General features: G+C 45.7%; 22 protein-coding genes. 11 read left to right on the top strand and 11 right to left on the bottom strand.

The window, feature by feature from the left end; all coding sequences use genetic code 11:
* A partial coding sequence (locus QUA25_RS09785) for a Calx-beta domain-containing protein (RefSeq protein WP_333037267.1) occupies positions 1–1,202 on the bottom strand: 1,202 nt, incomplete at its 3' end.
* 647 nt (positions 1,203–1,849) lie between these two features.
* On the opposite strand from QUA25_RS09785, the gene QUA25_RS09780 reads away from it, so the two are divergent.
* From QUA25_RS09780 to QUA25_RS09755, 6 genes are all read left to right on the top strand, one after another.
* Positions 1,850–3,067: a DUF4350 domain-containing protein gene (locus QUA25_RS09780; protein ID WP_333037266.1), complete on the top strand. Its 1,218-nt coding sequence runs from the start codon at positions 1,850–1,852 to the stop codon at positions 3,065–3,067.
* Entirely contained in the window at positions 3,064–4,014 is a 951-nt protein-coding gene (locus QUA25_RS09775) for a MoxR family ATPase (protein ID WP_333037265.1), read from the top strand. The genes QUA25_RS09780 and QUA25_RS09775 overlap by 4 nt, the downstream gene beginning before the upstream one ends.
* A gap of 14 nt (positions 4,015–4,028) precedes the next feature.
* Positions 4,029–4,472 (top strand): GNAT family N-acetyltransferase, encoded by a 444-nt coding sequence (locus QUA25_RS09770; RefSeq protein WP_333037264.1) that lies wholly within the window; start codon positions 4,029–4,031, stop codon positions 4,470–4,472.
* A 61-nt stretch (positions 4,473–4,533) separates the two neighbouring features.
* Positions 4,534–4,833: a helix-hairpin-helix domain-containing protein gene (locus tag QUA25_RS09765; protein ID WP_333037263.1), complete on the top strand. Its 300-nt coding sequence runs from the start codon at positions 4,534–4,536 to the stop codon at positions 4,831–4,833.
* Positions 4,830–5,231: a VOC family protein gene (locus QUA25_RS09760; RefSeq protein ID WP_333037262.1), complete on the top strand. Its 402-nt coding sequence runs from the start codon at positions 4,830–4,832 to the stop codon at positions 5,229–5,231. The genes QUA25_RS09765 and QUA25_RS09760 overlap by 4 nt, the downstream gene beginning before the upstream one ends.
* Positions 5,231–6,559: a DUF58 domain-containing protein gene (locus QUA25_RS09755; RefSeq protein WP_333037261.1), complete on the top strand. Its 1,329-nt coding sequence runs from the start codon at positions 5,231–5,233 to the stop codon at positions 6,557–6,559. The genes QUA25_RS09760 and QUA25_RS09755 overlap by 1 nt, the downstream gene beginning before the upstream one ends.
* Here the strand turns inward: QUA25_RS09755 and QUA25_RS09750 are convergent.
* Both QUA25_RS09750 and QUA25_RS09745 read right to left on the bottom strand, forming a co-directional pair.
* Positions 6,537–7,487 (bottom strand): hypothetical protein, encoded by a 951-nt coding sequence (locus tag QUA25_RS09750; RefSeq protein WP_333037260.1) that lies wholly within the window; start codon positions 7,485–7,487, stop codon positions 6,537–6,539. The two genes, QUA25_RS09755 and QUA25_RS09750, sit on opposite strands and share 23 nt — an antisense overlap.
* A gap of 222 nt (positions 7,488–7,709) precedes the next feature.
* The gene (locus QUA25_RS09745) at positions 7,710–8,681 is read right to left on the bottom strand and encodes a stage II sporulation protein M (protein ID WP_333037259.1); all 972 of its coding nucleotides are present in this window, start codon (positions 8,679–8,681) and stop codon (positions 7,710–7,712) included.
* Positions 8,682–8,761: 80 nt separating this feature from the next.
* On the opposite strand from QUA25_RS09745, the gene QUA25_RS09740 reads away from it, so the two are divergent.
* Entirely contained in the window at positions 8,762–9,589 is an 828-nt protein-coding gene (locus QUA25_RS09740; protein ID WP_333037258.1) for a DUF975 domain-containing protein, read from the top strand.
* Positions 9,590–9,626: 37 nt separating this feature from the next.
* A complete protein-coding gene (locus QUA25_RS09735) occupies positions 9,627–10,415 on the top strand; it encodes an RDD family protein (protein ID WP_333037257.1) in 789 nt (262 codons plus the stop codon).
* Positions 10,416–10,487: 72 nt separating this feature from the next.
* Here QUA25_RS09735 and QUA25_RS09730 read toward each other — a convergent pair whose 3' ends face one another.
* Positions 10,488–12,596 carry a GAF domain-containing protein gene (locus tag QUA25_RS09730; protein ID WP_333037256.1) on the bottom strand — a complete coding sequence of 703 codons (2,109 nt, stop codon included), beginning with the start codon at positions 12,594–12,596 and terminating at the stop codon, positions 10,488–10,490.
* A gap of 119 nt (positions 12,597–12,715) precedes the next feature.
* Between QUA25_RS09730 and QUA25_RS09725 the strand changes: the two genes are divergently transcribed.
* The gene (locus QUA25_RS09725) at positions 12,716–12,859 is read left to right on the top strand and encodes a hypothetical protein (RefSeq protein ID WP_333037255.1); all 144 of its coding nucleotides are present in this window, start codon (positions 12,716–12,718) and stop codon (positions 12,857–12,859) included.
* Between the two features lie 51 nt (positions 12,860–12,910).
* Entirely contained in the window at positions 12,911–13,822 is a 912-nt protein-coding gene (locus QUA25_RS09720) for a pantothenate kinase (protein ID WP_333037254.1), read from the top strand.
* A gap of 25 nt (positions 13,823–13,847) precedes the next feature.
* Here QUA25_RS09720 and QUA25_RS09715 read toward each other — a convergent pair whose 3' ends face one another.
* From QUA25_RS09715 to bcp, 3 genes are all read right to left on the bottom strand, one after another.
* Complete coding sequence (locus QUA25_RS09715) at positions 13,848–14,654, bottom strand: alpha/beta hydrolase (protein ID WP_333037253.1); 807 nt, start codon at positions 14,652–14,654, stop codon at positions 13,848–13,850.
* A 158-nt stretch (positions 14,655–14,812) separates the two neighbouring features.
* Positions 14,813–15,268: an NUDIX hydrolase gene (locus QUA25_RS09710; protein WP_333037252.1), complete on the bottom strand. Its 456-nt coding sequence runs from the start codon at positions 15,266–15,268 to the stop codon at positions 14,813–14,815.
* Positions 15,269–15,354: 86 nt separating this feature from the next.
* Positions 15,355–15,819: a thioredoxin-dependent thiol peroxidase gene (gene bcp / locus QUA25_RS09705; RefSeq protein WP_333037251.1), complete on the bottom strand. Its 465-nt coding sequence runs from the start codon at positions 15,817–15,819 to the stop codon at positions 15,355–15,357.
* A 466-nt stretch (positions 15,820–16,285) separates the two neighbouring features.
* Between bcp and QUA25_RS09700 the strand changes: the two genes are divergently transcribed.
* Positions 16,286–16,474: a hypothetical protein gene (locus QUA25_RS09700; protein WP_006632360.1), complete on the top strand. Its 189-nt coding sequence runs from the start codon at positions 16,286–16,288 to the stop codon at positions 16,472–16,474.
* 99 nt (positions 16,475–16,573) lie between these two features.
* On the opposite strand, the gene argH is transcribed toward QUA25_RS09700, so the two are convergent.
* The 4 genes from argH to ftsY all read right to left on the bottom strand — a co-directional run bounded on the left by argH (position 16,574) and on the right by ftsY (position 22,294).
* Positions 16,574–17,959, bottom strand: coding sequence for an argininosuccinate lyase (argH, locus tag QUA25_RS09695; RefSeq protein ID WP_333037250.1), 1,386 nt, complete (start codon positions 17,957–17,959; stop codon positions 16,574–16,576).
* 295 nt (positions 17,960–18,254) lie between these two features.
* On the bottom strand, positions 18,255–18,494 hold the full coding sequence (locus tag QUA25_RS09690; protein WP_333037249.1) for a hypothetical protein: 240 nt from the start codon (positions 18,492–18,494) through the stop codon (positions 18,255–18,257).
* Positions 18,484–19,971 (bottom strand): PP2C family protein-serine/threonine phosphatase, encoded by a 1,488-nt coding sequence (locus QUA25_RS09685; RefSeq protein WP_333037248.1) that lies wholly within the window; start codon positions 19,969–19,971, stop codon positions 18,484–18,486. The genes QUA25_RS09690 and QUA25_RS09685 overlap by 11 nt, the downstream gene beginning before the upstream one ends.
* 574 nt (positions 19,972–20,545) lie before the next feature.
* Entirely contained in the window at positions 20,546–22,294 is a 1,749-nt protein-coding gene (gene ftsY, locus QUA25_RS09680) for a signal recognition particle-docking protein FtsY (RefSeq protein ID WP_333037247.1), read from the bottom strand.
* Between the last annotated feature and the right edge of the window lie 65 nt (positions 22,295–22,359).

Here is a 22,359-nt window from a genome sequence, read left to right as displayed (position 1 = left end):
ATCGTAGCCGGGCTACCTTCAGCCACGGTGTAATTTGGTTGGGCGAACTGGAAAAGACTTGGAGATGTCGGCGTCGGCGCCACAGTTGTTGACGCCACATCATTAATCGTCAAAATTGACGGATTACTGACATTGCCACCGAAGAGCACCAAATTCACCGTTTCCGCCGATTCCGAAATCGCATCAGTCAAAGTCGGCACGGTGAAACTAGCAGTTGTTTGCCCCGCAAGAAAATTCAACACCCCCGTCACCGAAGTGTAATCTGCAGCAGTGCCTGAACTTGCCGAACCGTCAAGAGTCTGGTAGCTAATGGTTGCAGCCTCCGTGCCACCGGTGCGAGTAACGTTAATCGTCGCCACGCCGCCTTCAGCCACCGTGTAATTTGGTTGGGCGAACTGGAAGAGACTTGGAGATGTCGGCGTCGGAGTTGGCGTCGGCGTCGGCGTCGGCGTCGGCGTCACATCAATGCCTTGATATTGAATACTCCGCACTAGGTAGTCGGAACTATCGCTTTTGATGGAGGTGCTAGTGGCGTAGGCAGCGGTGGGGCTATCGTAGGGTTTGGCGGAGAACCGTAATTCGTCAAAAGCAACGCTAGTGGAATTTGCTTGTATCTGGAATGTGAAATTGCCATCGGGACTATCGCCAATGAAAGTCACTCCATCTGAAGAGACACCGATCGGTTTTTGAGGGTTAGGAGGGGTGAGGCGAGCGATCGTAAAATTGCTGGCCGATACCTCCGTCCCATTATTAAAGAGTTTCAGCAAACCAACTTCATTGCCTTGATCGTTCACTGTAGAACTTGATTTGGGAAGTAATCCACTCACGCCGATCGTGGCGCTAGTGATGTCTTTGTTATCTGCCCATTTCACCTTCAGCGTCTGAGATAGATTGGCGTTGGGGTCATAGTTGATTTCCGCCCGATATTTAGTGGCGTCGGTGAACCAACCACTATAAGAGCCGTAGACACCAATACCAGCCGGAGCGCCGTAGCTCAACCCGCTTTTAGGGGTTTCGTTCGGTGCTAACGTGAGGTTGGCGATGGCTTCAGGGCTAGTGTAGTTCGTTTCAAAGCCATCAAAAGCTATCCCAGACAGTTGGATGCCTTGATTCTTGGCGGCAGTAGGCCATTGTGTAATTAGGTCAGCGATGCTGCTGTAATTAGTGGTTGTACCCAAAGAACCAGTGAATGAAGTAGCCATAGCTTCTCCTTTGATGATGAGTAATTAAGGATTAGAAGTGACTGAAAACCAGAGGTTGGGCTTTCTTGTAGCGATCAATCGCTGCAAGAAAAATTTCCTCATACGTGGCGGTAAATCAAGTAAAAATGCTTGCCCAATCAGCATCTGAAGGTATTGTTGCCCCCGATCGAGTGTAGAGTGTAAATAATTACACCTACTTACGCCTATTTACATAGAGATATTTAACTTTCATCATCAATAAGTTTGATCCGGAAAAATTGCGCTCTTTTTTTCAGCCCTATAAAAAGGGGGTTTTCCACATCTGTAGAGGAAGGAGAGCTTAAATCCCTGATTTCGACCGCCCAAGAGGCAGCTTTCACTGATTCAGCGCGCAAAAGTGAATCAGGAGAGACAATTATGAGTAAAAATACTTAAAATTTTATATGTCTAAGCATCACCCAGTTGGGAATTTCTGAAAATTGAGGTTCGGGTGTAAGTTAAATCTGATTCCATTAAAAATGCGATGGTCAAAAACCAAGTTTATTGGTGATCCGTAATGTGATTGACGATCGCTAAAATATGTCAAATGGGTTCTATATAAGGAGTGAGTTGATTCATTCAAAAACCCCTCATGTTATATTTATTTGTATTTACTTACTTAACGAGCGATGAACTTGTCAAAGCGTAGGTTGTGGTTGTTGGGAGCGATCGCCATTACTGCAATAGCGATCGTTACTCTGCTATTTGCTCCTGCTAACAACAAAGTCAACAGCGGTTCTACTTATAATAGAGCGCCGGACGGCTACGGAGCATGGTATGCTTTTATGTCAAAACGGGGAACCGAGGTTCAGCGCTGGCAAAAACCTTTTGAAGACTTTGCTAAAAACCAAGATGCAAAACCGCCCACTACCCTTTTACGTATCTATAGTAAATTGATACCAGAAGTTGTTTCTGATACAGAGAAAAAGTGGGTGGAACAGGGCAATACTTTGGTAAATTTGGGAGTTCGCGCACCAGTGACACCAGCACCTTTTAGTAGCTTGCACCTAGCTTCAGCCGGGGAAATCAAGATTGATACGGGGCGGAGATACCCCAGCAGCGAAAAACAAATTTTAGACGATCAATTTGGGGCAATTGTTTGGAAAAAAAACGTGGGAAAGGGTACAGTTTATTTTGCCAGCACCTCCCATTTAGCTGCTAATGCTTATCAGGATTTTCCCGGTAATTATGAATTTTTAGCAGGGCTGGTTACTCAATTAGAAGGTGGAGAACCAGAAATAGAAGGGGCCCAGCAGGCTCTAGCAGTGAAATTAATCCAAAATTCGAGCGACCCGCAAAGCCAGGGAACGAGTAAAATCCTCAATAAAGTCTGGGTAGACGAATACATTCACGGTTACAAAGATCCCGAAGTTATTGAACGCGAATACCAGGGAAACTTATTCACTTATTTAGCCAAAACTCCTCTATTTCCAGTTTTGATACAGGGTACAATTATTTTACTCGTTGCTATTTTTGCCGGGTGGAACAGGTTTGGACAGCCTGTAACTTTATCAGCGCCGCAGGTTGACAACAGCGAAGCTTACATTCAAGCATTAGCGGGTGTTTTACAAAAAGCAAACAGCACAGATTTCGCCGTAGAAATTATCGGCAAAGAAGAACAGTTACAACTGCAAAAAGCATTATTATTGGGACAGACATCGCTGGAAAGTGAAACCCTAACAAATGCTTGGGTTGAGCAAACAGGGCGAAAAGCGGCAGAATTGTCAGAAGTTTTGCCCTCGCCATCTCACAAACGCCGAATCAGCGATTCAAATTTGCTAGCCTGGTTGGGTAAATGGCAGCAGATCCGTCAACATCTCCCCTCTGACAGGAAAAATCTAAAATGAGCGAAACAAACTCGATTTTTAAACGCCTCAGCCAAGCCCTCGACAAAATAGTTGTGGGTCAATCTTCCACAGTACAGCACTTGCTAGTAGCACTTTTGAGCGGCGGCCACGTGATTGTTGAGGGAGTCCCTGGAACCGGGAAAACTCTACTTGTAAAAGCGATCGCCCAATTGATTCAAGCAGATTTTCGCCGCATTCAACTAACGCCGGATATTTTGCCGTCGGATATCTTGGGAACGAATATTTTTGATTTTGAAAGCCACAGTTTTACCCTGAAAAAAGGGCCAGTGTTTACTGAAATTTTGCTGGCGGATGAAATTAATCGCACGCCTCCGAAAACCCAGTCAGCACTGCTAGAAGCAATGGAAGAACAGCAGGTAACGTTAGACGGTGAGACTTTAGCTCTGCCAGAATTATTTTGGACGATCGCCACTCAAAATTCCCTAGAATTTGAAGGCACTTATCCGCTACCAGAAGCTCAGTTAGACCGATTTTTATTTAAACTTGTGGTTGACTATCCCGATGCAGCGGCAGAAAAGCAAATGTTGCTGAACGCAGAGGCAGGATTTCGCGCTAAACGCATCGATTTAGCTAGAATAAAATCTGTAGCAACGGTAGAGCAAATAATTAGCGCGCGTCAAGCAGTACAAACTGTCAAAGTAGAAGAGAAAGTGCTCGATTACGTGCTAGCTTTGGTACACAATACGCGAAAACATCCCGATTTGGCATTGGGTGCTTCTGGGCGATCGGCAGTAGCTTGGTTGCAAAGTAGTAAAGCTCACGCTTGGCTGGCCGGCAGGGATTATACTACTCCTGATGATGTCAAGGCGATCGCACTGCCGCTTTTGCGTCACCGTCTGATTCTCAAACCAGAATCGCTGCTAGATGGCTTGCAAATTAATTCGGTAATTGCTTCGGTATTAAAACAAGTCGCTGTACCGAGGTAAACTGAAATATAACTATGACGATCGCAATCAAAATTCTGGATCAGAATGATGTAAATATTCTCAAGAATGTCGATCCAGATGTCTTTGACAACTCGATCGATATCCCACGTACTGAAGAATTTTTGACAGACTCGCGGCACCATCTGGCTGTTGCAATCGATGACGATAAAGTTGTCGGCTTTGTCTCAGCAGTTCATTATGTTCATCCCGACAAATCACGTCCCGAACTGTGGATTAACGAGGTTAGTGTAGCAGAAACTTATCGTCGGCAAGGTTTGGGGAAGCGTTTGATGAATGCAGTATTTGAGGTCGCTCGTGAGTTGGGTTGTACAGAAGCTTGGGTGCTTACCGATCGCGAAAATACAGCAGCGATGAATCTGTATTCGGCTGTTGGTAATCCAGAAACACCGAGCGATCATGTTATGTTTACGTTTCGTTTGGAGGAATCGAATTCCTGACAAAAAATCTTTATTACGCAAGTATTGTAGGAATTGAGCGCAAAAATACCACACCAGAACTATGAAGAAGTCTCTAAACGAAGTCAAGAAGCTTGAAGACCTTCCAAACATTGGGAAATCAATGAGTGCGGATTTGCGAAGCATTGGTATTGAGCAACCAGATCAACTTAAAACGCGATCGCCATTAGAAGTCTTTCACGAACTTGCTAATGTCATGGGACATCGCCACGATCCATGTGTACTTGACGCTCTCATTTCTGTCAAAAGATTCCTCAATGGCGAACCAGCTAAGCCTTGGTGGCGTTATACAGGTGAACGACGCAAGCTACTTGCAAATCATGTAAAGGGAGAAAGCAAATGAAATTGGGATATACAATTATTTACGTTGCTGACGTACTAAGTTCATTGACTTTTTTTGAAAGGGCTTTTGGGTTCAAAAAGAAGTTCATTGATGAATCAGGAGATTATGGTGAACTTGACACTGGGGAAACAACTTTATCTTTTGCTACACATTCTCTAGGCGCGTCAAATTTCCCAAATGGTTATATTTCGGCTGATTCATCGGATAAACCTTTGGGTGTTGAAATAGCACTTACCACTGATTCAGTAGAAATGGCACATCAACAAGCGATCGCAGCAGGTGCATTAGAGTTAAAAGCACTTCTCAAAAAACCTTGGGTCAGATTGTTTTCTATGTTAGATGTCCAGACGGAACTCTCGTTGAATGGTGTACACCAGTATCTTAATCAGAAATTTTAATGATTCCTGCTATTCGCCTTTATTTCCTGTTAGCGATCGCCATTCCGATCGCCCTTTTGCTCGCTATGCTTGTAAATCAGCAGACAAGTATTATCGGCACTTTGCTATTTGACTGTTTAATTGTAGGTCTAGCTATTACCGACGCACTGCGCGTAAAATCTCATCGGGTGCAAGTGACACGCCATCCGTTGCACAGACTTTCGATTGGGCGAGACAATCCGGTTTTACTGTCAGTGCGATCCTCTCCGAGGGCTGCGCTAACGGCAAATCAAACGGCTAAAATTCGCCTGCGCGACGCCTATCCGCTAGAGTTTGATGTCTCTCAACCGATGCTGGAAGCAGACCTCAACCCTAACAGCGATCTGGAATTAACTTATACAATCCGCCCGTCAAATCGCGGAGAATATAAGTGGGGAGACATTCAAGTGCGGCAGTTGGGAAATTGGGGTTTAGCATGGCACGACTGGAAAATACCTGCTAGTGAAAAAGTGGCAGTTTATCCCGATTTAGTGATGTTGAAAGAACTCTCTATTCGGCTAACATTGGAAAATAGCGGCACAATGCGTGGGTTACGAAAACTTGGCATGGGAACTGAATTTGCCGAACTGCGGGAATATGGTATTGGTGACGATCCTCGCTTGATTGATTGGAAAGCTACTGCGAGGCGATCGCGCCCTTTAGTCAGAGTTTTAGAACCCGAAAAAGAGCAAACTTTAATTATTTTACTCGACAGGGGACGGCTGATGACGGCGCGAGTGCAGGGTTTGAAGCGTTTTGACTGGGGAGTGAATGCAGCGCTGTCTTTAGCCTTGGCTGGACTAAATCGGGGCGATCGCGTGGGAGTCGGTGTGTTCGATCGGGAAATCACGACTTGGATACCGCCGGAACGCGGTCAACATCAACACTCTAAATTAATTGAACGCCTTGCGCCAATTCAGCCAGTTTTGTTAGAACCAGACTATGTTGGTGCTGTAACTAAATTAGTAAGTCAACAAACTCGCCGTGCATTAGTAGTGCTAATTACTGATTTAGTAGATGTCACAGCTTCTACAGAAATGCTTTCCGCCTTAGCGCGTTTAACACCTCGTTATTTGCCTTTTTGCGTAACTTTGCGCGATCCTCAAGTTGACCAAATCGCTCACACTTCCACCGTAGAAATTACACCTGCTTATAATCGTGCTGTCGCTTTAGATTTACTAGCACAGCGTCAGGTAGCTTTTGCACAGTTGAAACAAAAAGGAGTTTTGGTTTTGGATGCACCAGCAAATCAAATTAGCGAGCAATTGGTTAACCGATATTTGCAACTTAAGTCTCGGAATCAGCTTTAATCTTCTCAGCTTCCGCAGCATTAGCAAAGTAAGGTAAAGGCCCTTTGAGAACAGACCAGTTTTTATAGATGAAACCGATTACCCAAGGGGCTGACAAAGCAAAAAACAAGACACCTAACTGTATTTGCGATCGAAATACATCTAGAATGTTTGCTGTTTGATTGTCAAAAAATGTTGTATACGACAAATTCCAAATTTTAAAAATAATATTTTCCAAGGCACTAAAAACTATTAGTATAAGTAAGCTACGGGTTTTTAAATACAAAATTAAGTACATTAATATCCCAATAAGTACAGATATAAAATATTTATAACCAAAAATTATAAAGAACAGACAATGAGCTAAGATAGCTGGAATATTACCCCATTTTGCAGCGCATCTGTGTAGCATAATAGCTGTGAAAATAAAGGGATTAAATATGGGAGATATTACACAACTATTAATCGCACTAATTAAATAGTAAAGTGCCGGATTAAATGTTTTTGAAGCTGTCATTAAAATACTAAAATTTCTACGTTCTGTCAGAATTTTTTCGACAAAAGAAGGTACGAAAAAAGACAATGGATAATAAAATACTCGGAAGACACTTATTGAAAAAACCACGCTAGCGATCGCCAGACCTAATAATGGCAACCATTGGTAGTGATCGGGAACTTTACCAACCAAATATTTAATTTCAATTCCCGCTAGCTTGCATTGTCGCCACACGAAAGCCAGTAACAGAATCGATAAATAAATTCCAAATATTTCTTCAACGAATGGATCTAATGTTAGTTTACTATCAAATTTTATCCCTCGTGTATAGCCAATCATTACTATTTGAAAATAAATACCCATAGCTAATAAAAACCACCCTCCAAATATCTGCCGAAGCTTGATTCGATGAAAAGGGTTGTCTTCGGGAGAGGTGATGTTAGTAATAGTCATGATTTTAATTAATTACTGGACTCGATATGGGTAGGTAAGGTGCTAGTTTGGGCAATTTAACGTCAAATGTATTCACAGACTGCTGTTTGACCGTTAGATTTAGATCCCCCCTAGCCCCCCTTAAGAAGGGGGGAACCGGAAGTCCTCAAAGTCCCCCTTCTTAAGGGGGATTTAGGGGGATCGAGACTTGTCGATAAATGAGAAATACAAAGGTTGTCAGGCTTAAGTTGACACCGATGTAGCCGATCGCCTTTTACTGCAATACATCACCAACAGCGCAAACAACCCGATCCCAGCCAAATACTTCAACGGATCGGGAATTGCCGGATTTGGCGAGAAAAAACCCTCGATCGTACCAGCAATTACCAACATCGGCACAATCCCAAATACCAATTGTGCAGCTTGAGTACCGTAAAACTTCATGGCATCAGCACGACGATATTTGCCAGGAAAAAAAATAGCGCGGGCGATGATTAAACCAGCGCCGCCAGCTAAAAAAATCGCCGGCAATTCCAGAGAACCGTGAGGAAATACAAAGGCCCAAAAAGGGTAAGCTAAATTGTGCTGAGCGACTAAACTGGCGATCGCGCCGATGCTCACTCCATTAAATGCCATAATATAAACAGTGTAAAGACCGAAAACAATCCCTCCCCCAACAGCCGCAAAACATACGGATAGATTGTTAGTCATAATACCGCTAGAAGCTAAAGGTTCGATTCCCACAATTGAACCCATCCACAATTTCCCGTCATCGCGTACCGTTTTAATCAAATGTCCAGGAACTACTAGGGACAAAAACGCTGGATCTTGCCAAGCAAACCACCAAGCAATCAACGCCATTACTAAAAAAATACCCGTCGCAGTCGCCGTATAACCAAACGTCTCCTGTACCGTAGCCGGAAAACCCCAGCGGCAAAACTCCACTACAGCTTCCCAATCTTGGCGGCGCGAACCTTGGTAAATTTGGGTGTAGCCGCGAGAAGTTAACCTTTGTAAATCTTGTAACAAAATATTACCGACTTCATTTGTCTTCGCCCTAGCCAAATCCGCCGAAACAGAACGGTACAAACTCGCTAATTCCGTGATTTCAGACGCAGGTAGGGACTTTAGCCCCTTTTTTTCTACTTGCTGTAAAAGAGTGTCCAACCGTTTCCAGTTGGGTTCCCGCCGCGCGATCCAACGTTTAATATTCATAAAGTTTTCACTAAGTTCTATTAGATATAGCTTAAGATAGTTGTAAATTTTCCGCCTCAGACAATTACACCCATCCAGTCATGCCTAAAAAAAATCTTAGTTCTTCTGGACCAACAGGCCCCTTGAGCGTCGGTAATGTTGTTAGTGCTAGTTTGCGTATTTACCGCGACCATTTTAAGTCATATTTTAGTTTGGCATTGGTAGCTTATCTGTGGTTGTTAGTTCCGATTTACGGTTGGGCTAAATATTCTGCGATCGCAGGGCTCATTTCTCGTCTGGCTTTCGGTGAAGTTAGGGAAAAGCCAGAGGCTGTCAGTGATGCTCGCCGTGAGGTGAATCCTCGGATGTGGAGTTTTTTATGGGCGGGTATATTGACATTTCTGATTTTCCTTGGGGTATCCTTGGTAGGCGGGATCGCGATGTTCTTTGTGGGAATGGGTGCTGGTGCGCTCTTTGGGCAAAATTTCACACTGGTTGCAGCTTTCCTGCTAGTTGCAGTCATTGCTTTCTTAATTATATATATCCGACTTTTCTCTCGCTTGCTGATTATTGAAGTGCCGCTGGCGATCGAAAATAATATAGGTGCTAGTTCAGCAATCGGTCGCAGTTGGAAATTAACTAAGGGGTCGGTGGGACGCATTCAGTGGATAGTTTTTGTGGGCATTTTGGTCTCACTCCCGATCACGATTGTTGTGCAGATACTTACTGTGATCGTTCAAGTTGTTTTAAGTAAAGTGTTGGGCGCAGAGTCTGGTCTATTTTACTTAGTTTATTATATTATGATTGTGGGAGTGAGCATTGGCAGCGGTGCGCTTGTGACTCCTTTTTGGCAGGCTATGAAAGCCATTATCTACTACGACGTTTGCAGCCGCAAAGAAGGTTTGGGTTTGCAAATGCGCGATCGCTAATTCAGCCTCAGTCAAAACATAAAATTTGCTCAAATTTATGCGACTTTTTAATCGCTTCACTCTCCACACTCCCGAAAGTGTTGAACTCGAATTTACCTTAGCCGGAATTGGCAACCGAGCATACGCATTGCTGATAGACTATATCATTTTGGGTTTAATCATAGTAGTGTTTCTATTAGGTGCACTGATATTTAATTCAGTGTTGCTTGAGACGATCGCAAAGTTGCTAGGAAGTACCAATCGCTTAGAACTCTGGTTGATAGCACTTCAGGCATTAATTGGTTTTTTCATTTATGTAGGTTACTTTGTATTTTATGAAACCGTGTGGTCGGGTCAAACACCAGGCAAGCGTTATGTCAAAATCCGAGTAATTCGGGATGATGGTCGTCCCGTCAGGCTTCCACAATCAACACTACGGGCTTTGCTGCGACCTTTTGACGACTTATTTTTTATAGGTGTATTTTTCATAGTTTTAAACCAGCGGGAAAAACGTTTAGGAGATTTGGTAGGAGGCACCATGGTAATTCAAGAAGAAAAACCTCTGACAACTACTGCATTGAAAGTATCAACATCGGCTCAATCCCTAGCAAATAAACTGCTGATAGAAGCCGATATTTCCAGCTTGCTGCCAGAAGATTTTGCTGTAATTCGAGAGTATTTGCACCGGCGCGAAGCTATGATACCAAATGCCCGAAATGAAGTGAGCAAACAACTGGCTAGTCAGGTGAAACAAATCATTGCTTTGGACAAACTGCCGATGAAAGTTGATGCTAATGTTTTTTTAGAGGCTGTATACCAGGCTTATCAGCAGCAAGCTGACAATTAATATCAAGTCCGGTTAATTACTTATAAATCCACGGGCATAGGGAATTGTTCATTAATCTGACTAAAGCAGAAGTTATGCACTTACCCTCCTCTGATTTGTTAAGGGCAACTCTACAATAAACTCACTTCCTTCGCCAACCTGACTGACGCAACTCAGCTTGCCGCCGTGAGCTTGAACAATTACCTGATAGCACACTGAAAGTCCTAAACCCGTACCTTTACCCACAGGTTTAGTAGTAAAAAATGGGTCAAAAATCTTGTCTTGAATTTCTGCAGGAATGCCAGTTCCCGTGTCGCTGACAGAGATTGTTACCCAGTCCGGCTCGCTTTGCCAACTACGAATGGTTAATTCCCCCGGTTTGTTCGTTGACTGGAGCGCATCTAAAGCATTGTCAATCAAATTATAAAATACTTGGTTAATTTGACTGGCATGACATTGAACGGGCGGCAAACTGCCGTATTGCTTGTCTATTTTGATATGGGTTTTTAGCTTATTTTGCAGCATCAAGAAACTGCTTTCTAAACCTTCATTCAAATCTACTGGTTTTAATTCAGCGTGGTCTAAACGAGAAAAATTTCGCAGCGTCATCACGATCGAGCGAATCCTCCCGCTGCCTTCCCGCATTGAATTGATCAGTTTACCAAAGTCTTCTCGAATGTAATCGAGTTCTAGTTCTTCATTGATTCTGACAATTGCTTCCGCTGCTTCCGGGCAGGCATTTCCGGCCTGTTCTAGAGCTTCGTTCAAGGCTTTAAAATATTCTTTAGCGTGAAACAAGTTAGCGTGGATGAAATTGTTGGCGTTGTTAATTTCATGAGCAATTCCCGCTACCATTTGCCCCAAACCTGACATTTTTTCGCTTTGAATCAATTGCTGCTGTGCCGATCGCAATTCTTCTAACGCAGCCTGCAATTGCTGGGTTTGAGCTTGAGATTTTACCGCAGCATCTTGGACTTGGCTATAAAGTTCTGCTTGCTGAATGGCGATCGCCATTTGGTTGGCTATCTGGGATAGCAACTCCATTTCTTGCCGCTGCCAATTGCGGGTATCCCGGCACTCATGAGCAATCAGCAAACCCCACAGCCTACCGGGAAATTTAGGATTATAGCTTGCCGCTGTTTCGGGGGAACTTTCTTCAGTTCTCGATGTAACAATCGGCACGATCAGATTAGCTTTAACCTGCAAACGGTCTAAGAAATCAACGTGACAAGGCTCTAAACCCGCATTAAAAATATCATTAATGGCTTTGACTCGCCCTTGCTGGTAAAGATCCGCGTAATCTCCCCGAAAACACTTATCCGCCCCCATATCTCCTAAAATTGAAGGCCAAGGGATCACCATATCTTCAACAACAACTTTTCCTTGCCAGTTGTCTTGAAACTGATAGATGATTACTCGATCGCACTGCAACATTTGGCGGACTTCCCTCACCGCTGTTTGTAGAATAGTTTCCAGATCGAGGGTACTGCGAATTTGGTTGCCGATCAGCCGCAGCAGCGATTCTCGTTCGGCTTGGCGCCTGGTTTTGCTATAGAGTTTGGCTTGATTGATCGCGATCGCCAATTGCGATCCTACCCCTTCTAAAAGCTGCCTTTCCCAATCAGTCCATTCCCGTTCGCGATCGCACTGATGCAAGCCAATTATGCCATTCACTTCACCTTGATAGCGAGTAGCTACTGCCAGCATTGACTTAATCTCCAAAGCTTCGGCAATTTTTCTGGTTTGTGCATTCAATCCCGGAAAATCGAGAAACTTCGTCAATGCTAGGGACTCTTGCTGAGACACGACTGCAGCCAAATGCGGATTGTCAGTCATCGGTACTTTCATTCCCAGTTGGATCGGATAGTCCCCCCCGTTGTACTCTCCGCGCGTAACTAAAGTTTTTTCTGTATTTGATTCTTTGACTAAAATGCTCACGCGACTGCACTCTAACGCTTGCCCCAGCAATCGGCAGGCCGATGTCAAAATTTCTTCTATGTCAAGTGTACTGCGAATTTCGTTATTAATTTGGTTCAGCAAGTTTGATAACTGAACTTGCTGCTGCATCTGCACGATTAGGGCTTTTTGTTGGTCTACTTCCGGCAGCGAAAGACTTTCTTCCTGCCTCCAGTTTTCAGATTCAGACAACCGCGAAGTTACTCTCTGCCAGGGGTTTTCGTGTTCTTGTATTTTTAAAGACATATTTACTCAGGAGTTGTACAGTATTTTGATTGAGTCGGTTTTTTAAACCTATGCTTACCCCGCCAACAGCCCCATCGCAGCTACCAGGACTTTTGGAATATCTTAAGACATTATAAAGGATGCAGCCTGAGCAAAGCAATTATTTGCTTTACAAATATTTATATTTAGCAAGTATGCCCTCTGTCGCCCACAATACTAATTGGCGCGTGGCATGGAACTTGGTCAGATGTCAAATAGAGTTAACCGCCCGCTTAACCGAATAAAATTAATATAAAATCTATCTTTAGTTCAATGTTTGCGCGCGCTCGATCGACATGGAATACTCAATTCCCGACAATTTTCCTTCGCCACCAAGAACCGACAACCTTATATCTGGATTAATAGGTAAAGACCAGATTAAAATAGCTTTGACGATCGGCAATTCCCGGCTGCACTGGGGATTATTTGTGGGCAAAACCCTGGAGAAAACATGGGATACAGAGCATCTCAATGCTGATACTGTTTCCCCGCTCTCGGAGCAGGAAAAGGCAGAATATTTGGTGCAAACAGTAATGAGGTCGATCGAGGAAATATCTTCTCAAAATCTCCTTTGTCTTCCTGCTACTACCGCTTTTTCTAATCCTCACACACTTTCTTTAGTGCCGCTGCCTCTAATATTGGCTTCAGTAGTTACCCAGCAAACAGCAATTTGGCAGAGTTATCCTGATGTCCGAATTATTACTTTAGACCAGTTGCCGATCGGGGGACTCTATCCTACCCTGGGAATTGACAGAGCTTTGGCTGTACTGGGCGCTGGCAACCAATTGGGTTGGCCAGTTTTACTTATAGATGCTGGTACAGCTTTAACATTTACTGGGGCTGATGTCAATAGGTATTTAGTTGGGGGCGCAATCTTACCAGGTTTGGGTTTGCAGTTATTGTCGCTAGGTAAAAAAACTGCTGCATTACCTTTAATCAGTTTACCACAACATCTGCCGCACCGCTGGGCGAAAGACACTGCTGGGGCAATTCAAAGCGGAGTTGTGTATACGACGGTGGCAGGAGTTAGGGATTTTATTGAAGATTGGCGGTGTTTGTTTCCTGATAGCAAAATAGCGGTCACGGGGGGCGATCGCACTATGCTTTTAAAATACCTTACCGCAGCCTTTCCCAATACAGCTTCCGCAGTAATTGACGCACCCGAAGCCATTTTTTGGGGAATTAGCCTGTTGAATGTTGACTGTTGACTTTTACCAATTACCAATTACCAATTCACTTAGCAAATTCCCGAATATACTTAGCAACAACATCTGGGACTTCCTGCGGCAAATTGCTTTCCCCCGGACTGACCAATTGCAGTTCGGCATTAGGAGCCAGAGCAGCATAGGATTGACACAGAGACGAAGCTGCGGGAGTATCTTCAGAACCGTGTAACAGCAAAACAGGCGCTTTCAGCAAAGGCAAATTCTCATCAACTAATTCCGCTGTAATTTCAGCCCGCCGCCGCCGCAACAGCAACTGCACGGCAACTGGGGACTGAATCAACTGCTGTCTGAACTTTAGCAGTCTGTCAATCTTGTTTTGACTGCCCAGCAACTTAGCAATTGGATAGATCGATCGCAGCAACCAAAAACCGAGGGGTGGTTGGCCGATCAGCCAGCTAGCCGTCTGCCACCGCCCCCGCCGGTTGCCAACCTTGACGCCTTCTGGGGCCAACAAAACCAAACCCTGAACTCGATCGGGATATTTGATAGCGTAGCTGGTTGCCACCCAACCACCCAGAGAGTGAGCGATTAAATAAACCTCTCGCAGCTTCAAAGTATCGAGGTATTGAGCCAGACATTCTACTTCCAAGTCGATCGAATAATGAAGATTCGGGCGTTCCGAGTCGCCAAACCCGAGCAAATCCGGTGCGAAGCAGTGGTAGTAGGGGCTCAAATGTTCGATCGTCCTCAGCCACTGACTGCTGTCGTGCCAAGAACCGTGCAAAAATACTAAATTAGGGCCTTGACCGACTTCGTGCCAAAAGATTTGCCCTACAGAGAGTTTGACCCGAGAATTGCGTCGCAGTGAGTACATTCGGTTAAATATTTAGTAATAAAAAGATGATTAATTTAATGTTCAGAGATTGTGAATAAAAGTAGGAAAACATTAAAAATTAATTCCACACTCATCACAGACAATTTTTGACGGCGAGGTAATTTCCGACTTTTCTCAAATTTCGATGCCCCGCCGATTTACGCCAAAGTTGTCAGGCCTTGAAAATAGTCCTGTAAGTGTTGGTCGTTATCGTGGCTGAGCGCGCCCTCCGGCAGCGATGCGGGAAAAAAAGCCTCAACCTCGCTGACTTCAAGCGTATCCTGAACTTGCATCTTTCCCTCTACCTCTGCTGCCACCACGATACAAATCGAGTGCAGGCGAGGGTCTCGATCGGCAGCCGAATAAACACCCACCAAGCGACGGATTTTGACTAAATCAAGTCCTGTTTCCTCCGCTAATTCCCGGCGCACTGTCGTCGGAATATCCTCTCCCCAATCCACCATACCTCCCGGCAGTCCCCAGCGACCGTTGTCGCGGCGGCGAATTAACACAATTCGCCCGTCAGGCAATACGGGAATCACCGCAGTACCAGTGACGGGATGTCGAAAAATCAGTCCCAGCACAGTTTGTACAATTTGCCACAATCGACGCATAAACTCAAAAGCTTGTTTAGGAGATAATAACTTCAGGCCTCCTAGCTTGCAGCTCCGGAGTCTTAATTTTTAATTTTTCATTCACGCTAGAGCTCTGGCAAGTCTGCTAGGATCTCCGCCGCGTGAGTTTCTGGTTTGATTTTCCGATAAACCTTTTCAATCCTACCATCTGGGTCGATCGCGAAGGTCGATCGAGTAATTCCCATAAATTCTTTTCCCATAAACTTTTTGAGTCCGTAACAGCCGTAGGCGGTAGCAACTTCGGCGTTTAAGTCGCACAGCAAGGGAAAAGGCAATTGATATTTAGCTGCAAACTTGGCGTGGGCCCCGGCCCCGTCTGTACTGACGCCGAGCACTGAAATATTGCGCGACTGGTAGTCTAAGTAAATGTCGCGAAAGCCACAAGCTTCTTTGGTACAGCCTGGGGTATTGTCCCGAGGGTAAAAGTAAAGTACAACTCGCCGCCCTCGAAAATCTGCAAGGCTGACGACATTGCCTTGCGCGTCGGGCAGGCTGAAGACAGGAGCTACGTCACCGGGATTGATAGTCATTTGTCGTATTTTTGTCAGTAGTTTATAGAAATATTCGGCAAGAGCGAAAACCTTGCCTCCCATCGGGCCCGCATTCCCAGCGACTTGAATCCCGGTGTTCTTTTTTCTGGGTCTTGTACCGTGTGTGCTATGATCGTCATCGGTCTAAAATTGAGTATAACTAGCCAACGTAAAAACTTAACTGGATTAGTTGAGTGCGTAGTCACACCTAACGGTGTTGCGGTTTAGGAAAGCTAAATTTGAAGAAAACCTAACTACATAAAGAGAACTGATCGAGTACGGTACGGCATACCGGAATTTACGCTTGGGGAGAAGACACCTATATTTTGGCGGGAGCAATCCTGTCGCCAGTAAGTGACTTCGCTGAACCAAGAATCTCAGTCACCAAGAGTGCACGGAGTGTCAACCTTAAGAATCCCCGGGCGTGAAAGCCCGGGGACTGTCAATGTTTATTAGTGAGGTCAGAATGGCTAAGCGCCGCAATCTCAAGAAAGAGAAGGCACAACGAAATCAAGCATACGCTCGCAAGTTTCGCAAGCGGAGAAATCAAGATATGTTCTCCAACAAGAGAAGACGATTTGACGGTGGCAACGGCGGTGGCATGGGCGCCATGAGCGGCGGCAGAGACAAAGATATGGCTGCTGCTGAAGATTAATTGCTGAGGCTATCTGCCGAACTTAGAACCAGAGTGGAAAACACGATCGTTCTTTCGTAGAGATAGCCAGCCGGAATTTGTCCAATAATTCAACGATGTTTAGGCGAGTCGATCGCGCGCAGCGATAAGTGATTTTCTCACTTGTTCAAACCCGGTACCCCCGTAACTATTGCGAGCCGCCACCACTTGCTGAGGTGCGATCGCGCTGTAAATGTCTGTCTCAAAGGCTGGGTGCAAGTCTTTCCACTCCTCAAGTGTCAAATCTTTGAGGAGTTTGCCCCCCGAAAGGCAAGTTTTGACGACTTTGCCGACAAGGTTGTAAGCTTCCCGGAAGGGAACGCCTTTGGCGGCCAAGTAGTCGGCTACGTCTGTAGCGTTAGAAAAGTCTTCCGTAACTGCAGCAGCAAGGCGATCGCCGTTAAACGCGATTCCTTCCCGCAGCAAAATGGTCATTGCTTCCAAGCAACCCTGTACCGTTCTTACGGTATCAAACAAAGCCTCTTTATCTTCTTGTAAATCTTTGTTGTAGGCCAAAGGAAGTCCCTTCACTACTACCAACAAGGCTTGCAAGTTACCGAACACCCGCCCCGCTTTGCCCCGCACCAACTCCGGCACGTCGGGATTTTTTTTCTGGGGCATGATGCTAGAACCCGTAGCGCAGCTATCTTTGAGCGTAATAAATCCAAATTCGTGAGAAGACCACAAAATCATTTCTTCTGACAAGCGGCTCAGGTGTACCATAATCAAGCTGGCTGCGGCGAGAAATTCGATCGCAAAATCTCGATCGCTCACTCCATCTAAGCTATTAGCATAAACCTTGTCAAACTGCAATAGTTCTGCCGTATAATGTCGGTCGATCGGGAAAGTCGTCCCCGCCAGGGCCCCGCAACCCAAAGGCGAAACATTCACCCGCTTGCAGATATCGCCGAGACGTTCCCAATCGCGATCTGTCATTTCAAAATAAGCTAACAGGTAATGAGCCAAACTGATCGGCTGAGCGCGCTGCAAATGAGTGTAACCGGGGATTAAAGTTTCCACGTTACGATCGGCAAGATCGAGCAAAACCCCTTGAAATTCCCGTAATTGCTCGCGAATTTCTGCGATGCGATCGCGCAAATACAAGCGAGTATCAGTTCCGGCTTGATCGTTGCGCGATCGGGCAGTGTGCAACTTTTTCCCCGCATCCCCCACAATCTCCGTCAGCCGCTTCTCTACAGCGAAGTGAACGTCTTCTGCATCAACTCCCGGAACAAAAAGCCCTTGGCGGTATTCGCGGCGGATCTGTTCCAAACCATTGACTAACTGTTCGCCTTCTGCTGCGGAAATAATCCCCGTTTTGGCCAGCATTTTAGCGTGAGCGACAGAACCAGTCAAGTCATACTCAATCAATTCAATATCGAAGCCAATACTAGCATTGAATCGGGCGATCGCCGGGTGGAGCGCCGATTCAAATCTTTGACTCCAAGTTTTTTGTTGTGTTGTCATTGCTCAAGCTAAAACTAGATTGTATCTCTCTTGCAGAAGTCTATAAAAACCGATTTTCAGCAAAGACTTTAGTCTTTCTTCCGGTTTGTAGTCAGCACTTTAGTCCTCCCTTTCCAATTCGGCAAGAAAAAACTCCAGTCATGACTACAAACTTTTTATACATCTTTTGAACCGAAAAAACTGAATTATGGACTACAAAACAGGGAAACTTTTGCTCCATCAGAAAGAAGTGAAGCTTGGGCTACAAACTTTTTAAATCTTACATCCCTTCCCGATAGTTTCTTCGACAATAACTCTAACGAAAAATCCCTTTAAAGAACCAGCCCACAAAAATACCTATAAAAAAAGCTCCTATTTGACCAGTCGAAACAAAATTGTTCCAAGCTTTCTGGAAATTTGTAAAAATTTCGTAACTTTGAGCCAAAACCACCGTCGAACTCAAATGAGATTTCAAAACTAACACGTGAGCGACATCGTTCCAATTAATCGAACTGGTTAATCCAGCAGTAATTTCCGGCATTAAATTAACTATCATGGTGATTTTCTCCTGCTAAAGGTGTGACCCTCAGTACAACCAGTGTCATGTCATCTTCGTTACGATTGCCGATGCCTATAAACTGGTGTACGCGATCGAACAAATAATCCAGAATCTCTTCAGACTGCTGGTAATTTTGACAGGCCCACTGAAAAGCCGAGGTCAAGTTATCCTCATCAAAGCGATCGCCCCTTTGATTAGCAGCATCGGTAAATCCGTCTGTGTAATAAATAATAGTATCTCCTGGCTGCAATTGCACTTGAGCTTCTTGGTAATGCGAATCAGCATCCAGGCCAATTAACATTCCCTCCAAAGTATCGAGCTGAAGAATCGTATTAGTTGCAGCTTGCCACAGCAAAGGCGGGTGGTGAGCAGCATTGCTGTAAGACAAAACGCGAGTTTTCGGGTCGTACTCCGAATAAAACAGAGTCACAAAACGGTGGGAATTTTCCAAATCCGCGTGCATAACCCGGTTTAAATGTTGCAAAATTCTCGACGGCGAGTGGCGGTTCAAAACCTCCGCCCGCAGCATACCCCGTGTCATAGTCATCAACAGGCCAGCAGGTACTCCTTTGCCCATCACATCGCCGATCACAATGCTCCAGCGGCCTTTGTCGATTTTGGACTTGAGATTTTTAATTAGGGATGGGGGGTTTTCCCCCTCATTCTCCTTGCCGATCGGGTCATAGTCAGCGGGAATAAAATCATAATAATCTCCCCCGACTCTGCTAGCAGTTTGGCAGCGGGCGGCCACGTCAACACCGGGAATTTTTGGACAACTGCGGGGTTGCAGCCGCAATTGAATTTCCGCCCCGATTTCTAACTCTCTGTCTAAGCGGTCTTTTTCCGCCAACTTAACAGTAAGTTCGTCTTTGCAAATAGCCACGGCGGTTTGATCCGCCACCAACCGAACTAATTTTTGTCTGCTGGGAGTCCAGAGATATTGTGGGTCACTGCTAAAAACATAAAGCCGCCCGCGTTCCAAATTGTTGACTAAAATTGGCGCCCCAAACAAATGAACATCCGGGCCCAAATAACGACCGACTTGCAGGTCTAGACTAGAAGTTTGCCCAGAGGTTTCCGAAAACGATCCAGCAGTAGCGCCCGCACCTGCTGTAGCTTGCCTGGTGGCTATTTCCAGCGCTTTTCGCATATCTTGGCACTGCCGTCCTTCCTGACAGTGCAACTGCTGGAACCTGACTTGACCGTTGGGTTTGAACAGCACTAAAGCTCCCCCGTCGGCGTCCGTAACGCGAGTCGCCACCAAAGGCACCAACTCCAAAAATTGGTTGAGATTGTTAAAACTTCGCAGGGCAAATCCCAGCGAACCCAACATATCTTGAACGTTGTGCTGATATCGGTGCAAACGCGCCACCAGTTCTTTGAGGGCAAATACTGGCGTCGCGTCGGTGGAATTGCGACCCGAAGGGCGGTCCGCAGGTTGAGGTGAGGAGCGAGGCAAAGGCACAGCAGTCATTTTAAATTTGTGATTTTCGATCTTAGACGCAGGAGGAATGATTGAGGACTTACGGGCCACTTGAACAGAAACCCGTTTTTTTTTCGAGCAAGTAGTTTGGTTTGAGCGAGTAAGTTGTGCAGTAGGACATTGGTATCAACTTAAGTCTAAAATTCTTAAGAAATTGCGTTTATAGCTGAGTCTAGATACCCCATAAATCCACGCTGCTTGCTCGACTTGGGGGGCCCAAGACCGCAGCGGCTCCCCTTAAGAAGAAGGGGGACTTTGACCATTTCCTGTCCCACCAGACTATCAGGGGGCGCCAGGGGATAGGGAAGAATGTGCAATCAGACAGCCGACTGATACTACATTTGAGCTTAATTTGACACGCTTGCTTTGGCTCGCGGTTTGAGCCCAACCAAGTAATAACAGAACGAAGGTATTGTTTCTAGATATTTATTTTTCACTTGATCGCTCGTGGCGATCGGCGCAAGTCCTGCGATGCTAGTTTGAGGTTAATAATTTGAGATTTTGAAGATCTGTGTCCGCCTCCCAAAGATGGGGGCGGCTGGCAAATGCCTCATCAATCTAAAATCTAAAATCTAAAATCGAGTAGGGCTTCCACAAATTCGTAACTAGAAAACGGACGCAAGTCTTCGATGCTTTCCCCGACTCCAATAAAGCGGATTGGCAGACCAAGCTGCTGCACTACAGCTAGGGCAACACCACCTTTAGCAGAACCGTCGAGTTTTGTCAATACTACTCCGCTTAATTTTGCCGATTCTGCGAACACTTCTGCCTGTCGCAAACCATTTTGACCCAGTGTGGCATCCAAGACCAGTAGAGATTCTACGGTAGCGCCTGGGGCTTTCTTATCTACAATGCGACGGATTTTACTTAATTCGTCCATCAGATTTTTTTTGTTTTGCAGGCGGCCTGCGGTGTCTACGATCAGCAGTTCTGTGCCTCGGGCGCTGGCAGCGGCGATCGCATCAAACACGACAGCAGCCGGATCGGTATTTTTCCCTGGGTTGGCAATAATTTCAACGCCGCTGCGGGAACCCCAAACTTTCACCTGTTCGACGGCGGCGGCGCGGAAAGTGTCGGCGGCAGCAATCAGGGTTTTGTAGCCGGATTTTTGGGCAATATGGGCAAGTTTGCCGATCGTCGTAGTTTTGCCCGCACCGTTAACTCCTACGATCAACCAGATGTTAAAAGTGTCTTTTTCCGGGGCAAATGTCAGGCTGTAGGCGGGATTACCGGCGGCGGTTTCGGCACAGGGAGCGTCCAGAATATCGCGCAGAATCGTTTTCAGGTAGGCTAGAGCCTGTTCTGGCGGCAGCACTTCTTGTGTGAGTCTTTCTTGGAGGCGACTGATAATGATGTCGGTGGCTGCGACTCCGACATCAGCTTGCAGCAGCAAAGTCTCAATTTCGGCTACTGCGTCTTGATTGAGCGGGCCTTGACCGACGATCGCCTTTAGTCGATTAATTAAGCTGCGACGAGTTCTTTCTAAGCCTTTCCGCAGTTTTTGCAGCCAAGTGATTTCTTCGACGGATACTTGGTCTGGTCGGCGGCCTTGACTTGCTAAAATTTCTGAGGACCACAGGAAGCCTTCGTCAAAGGCGAAACCGGGAATTTCTTCGATAATTGCCGCTCTCTCGGCGGCGGCTGCAATTACTTCTGGTTCTTCAAGGGCTGTTTCTTTGAGACGTTCGATGCGCTCCATGCGATCGGCCTGAGCTCTGGCCCAAAACGGCAGGGCTTCGGCTGCTTCGCCGTCGGATGCGAGTGATGCGGTTTCTACAACCTCTGTTGCAGGTTCGGCAATTTCTATATTTTCTGCTGTAACTTCTAATTGTTGAGCAACAGGTGCAATGTCGATCGCCCCGGCTGTGGGTTGCAGAGTTTCTGCAATTTCTGCTGGCTGGGCTGCATCGAGTTCCGAAACCTCGGTTGCTTCAACTGTTGCTGGTGCTGCAACTTCTGGAACTTCTGCAACAGTTGGTGCTGTGGGTGCTGGTTCAAGTTCGATCGGCTCGGTTGCTTCAATAGTCGCAACTTCTGCAACTGCCGCGCTTTCTGCTTCGGCTGCTGGAACATCGGGCGCTGCTGTCTCAGAAACTTCTGTTTCAGGTTTTTGCTGTTTTTGAATATTTTTGTAAGCAGCTTTTGCCCAATTGAGATAATCTTCGGCTACAGCAGGAGAGCCTTGCTCTGTTGCATTTGTTTGAGGCTCAACCGGTGCGGATTTTGCCGACTCATCTTGCGGCTGTTCGGGGGTTGCCTCTGTTTCAGAAGATTTGCTTTCGCTGTACTGGCGACGAAACCAATTAAATACCATAGGAAATTGGGAATATAGTTATTAGTCCTTAGTTTAGAGCGGATTGCGAATTGCGGATTGTGGAT

It is taken from the genome of Microcoleus sp. Pol17C6, assembly GCF_036701145.1.
Lineage (GTDB): Bacteria > Cyanobacteriota > Cyanobacteriia > Cyanobacteriales > Microcoleaceae > Microcoleus.
Note: the sequence above shows the minus strand (reverse complement) of the source record. Positions and strands in the feature narration are given on the sequence as shown.

Excerpts from the sequence above, each read along its gene's own strand:
- QUA25_RS09780 (WP_333037266.1), top strand. The coding sequence starts at position 1,850 with ATGAACTTGTCAAAGCGTAGGTTGTGGTTGTTGGGAGCGATCGCCATT.
- QUA25_RS09775 (WP_333037265.1), top strand. The coding sequence starts at position 3,064 with ATGAGCGAAACAAACTCGATTTTTAAACGCCTCAGCCAAGCCCTCGAC.
- QUA25_RS09770 (WP_333037264.1), top strand. The coding sequence starts at position 4,029 with ATGACGATCGCAATCAAAATTCTGGATCAGAATGATGTAAATATTCTC.
- QUA25_RS09765 (WP_333037263.1), top strand. The coding sequence starts at position 4,534 with ATGAAGAAGTCTCTAAACGAAGTCAAGAAGCTTGAAGACCTTCCAAAC.
- QUA25_RS09760 (WP_333037262.1), top strand. The coding sequence starts at position 4,830 with ATGAAATTGGGATATACAATTATTTACGTTGCTGACGTACTAAGTTCA.
- QUA25_RS09755 (WP_333037261.1), top strand. The coding sequence starts at position 5,231 with ATGATTCCTGCTATTCGCCTTTATTTCCTGTTAGCGATCGCCATTCCG.
- QUA25_RS09750 (WP_333037260.1), bottom strand. The coding sequence starts at position 7,487 with ATGACTATTACTAACATCACCTCTCCCGAAGACAACCCTTTTCATCGA.
- QUA25_RS09745 (WP_333037259.1), bottom strand. The coding sequence starts at position 8,681 with ATGAATATTAAACGTTGGATCGCGCGGCGGGAACCCAACTGGAAACGG.
- QUA25_RS09740 (WP_333037258.1), top strand. The coding sequence starts at position 8,762 with ATGCCTAAAAAAAATCTTAGTTCTTCTGGACCAACAGGCCCCTTGAGC.
- QUA25_RS09735 (WP_333037257.1), top strand. The coding sequence starts at position 9,627 with ATGCGACTTTTTAATCGCTTCACTCTCCACACTCCCGAAAGTGTTGAA.
- QUA25_RS09730 (WP_333037256.1), bottom strand. The coding sequence starts at position 12,596 with ATGTCTTTAAAAATACAAGAACACGAAAACCCCTGGCAGAGAGTAACT.
- QUA25_RS09725 (WP_333037255.1), top strand. The coding sequence starts at position 12,716 with ATGCAGCCTGAGCAAAGCAATTATTTGCTTTACAAATATTTATATTTA.
- QUA25_RS09720 (WP_333037254.1), top strand. The coding sequence starts at position 12,911 with ATGGAATACTCAATTCCCGACAATTTTCCTTCGCCACCAAGAACCGAC.
- QUA25_RS09715 (WP_333037253.1), bottom strand. The coding sequence starts at position 14,654 with ATGTACTCACTGCGACGCAATTCTCGGGTCAAACTCTCTGTAGGGCAA.
- QUA25_RS09710 (WP_333037252.1), bottom strand. The coding sequence starts at position 15,268 with ATGCGTCGATTGTGGCAAATTGTACAAACTGTGCTGGGACTGATTTTT.
- bcp (WP_333037251.1), bottom strand. The coding sequence starts at position 15,819 with ATGACTATCAATCCCGGTGACGTAGCTCCTGTCTTCAGCCTGCCCGAC.
- QUA25_RS09700 (WP_006632360.1), top strand. The coding sequence starts at position 16,286 with ATGGCTAAGCGCCGCAATCTCAAGAAAGAGAAGGCACAACGAAATCAA.
- argH (WP_333037250.1), bottom strand. The coding sequence starts at position 17,959 with ATGACAACACAACAAAAAACTTGGAGTCAAAGATTTGAATCGGCGCTC.
- QUA25_RS09690 (WP_333037249.1), bottom strand. The coding sequence starts at position 18,494 with ATGATAGTTAATTTAATGCCGGAAATTACTGCTGGATTAACCAGTTCG.
- QUA25_RS09685 (WP_333037248.1), bottom strand. The coding sequence starts at position 19,971 with ATGACTGCTGTGCCTTTGCCTCGCTCCTCACCTCAACCTGCGGACCGC.
- ftsY (WP_333037247.1), bottom strand. The coding sequence starts at position 22,294 with ATGGTATTTAATTGGTTTCGTCGCCAGTACAGCGAAAGCAAATCTTCT.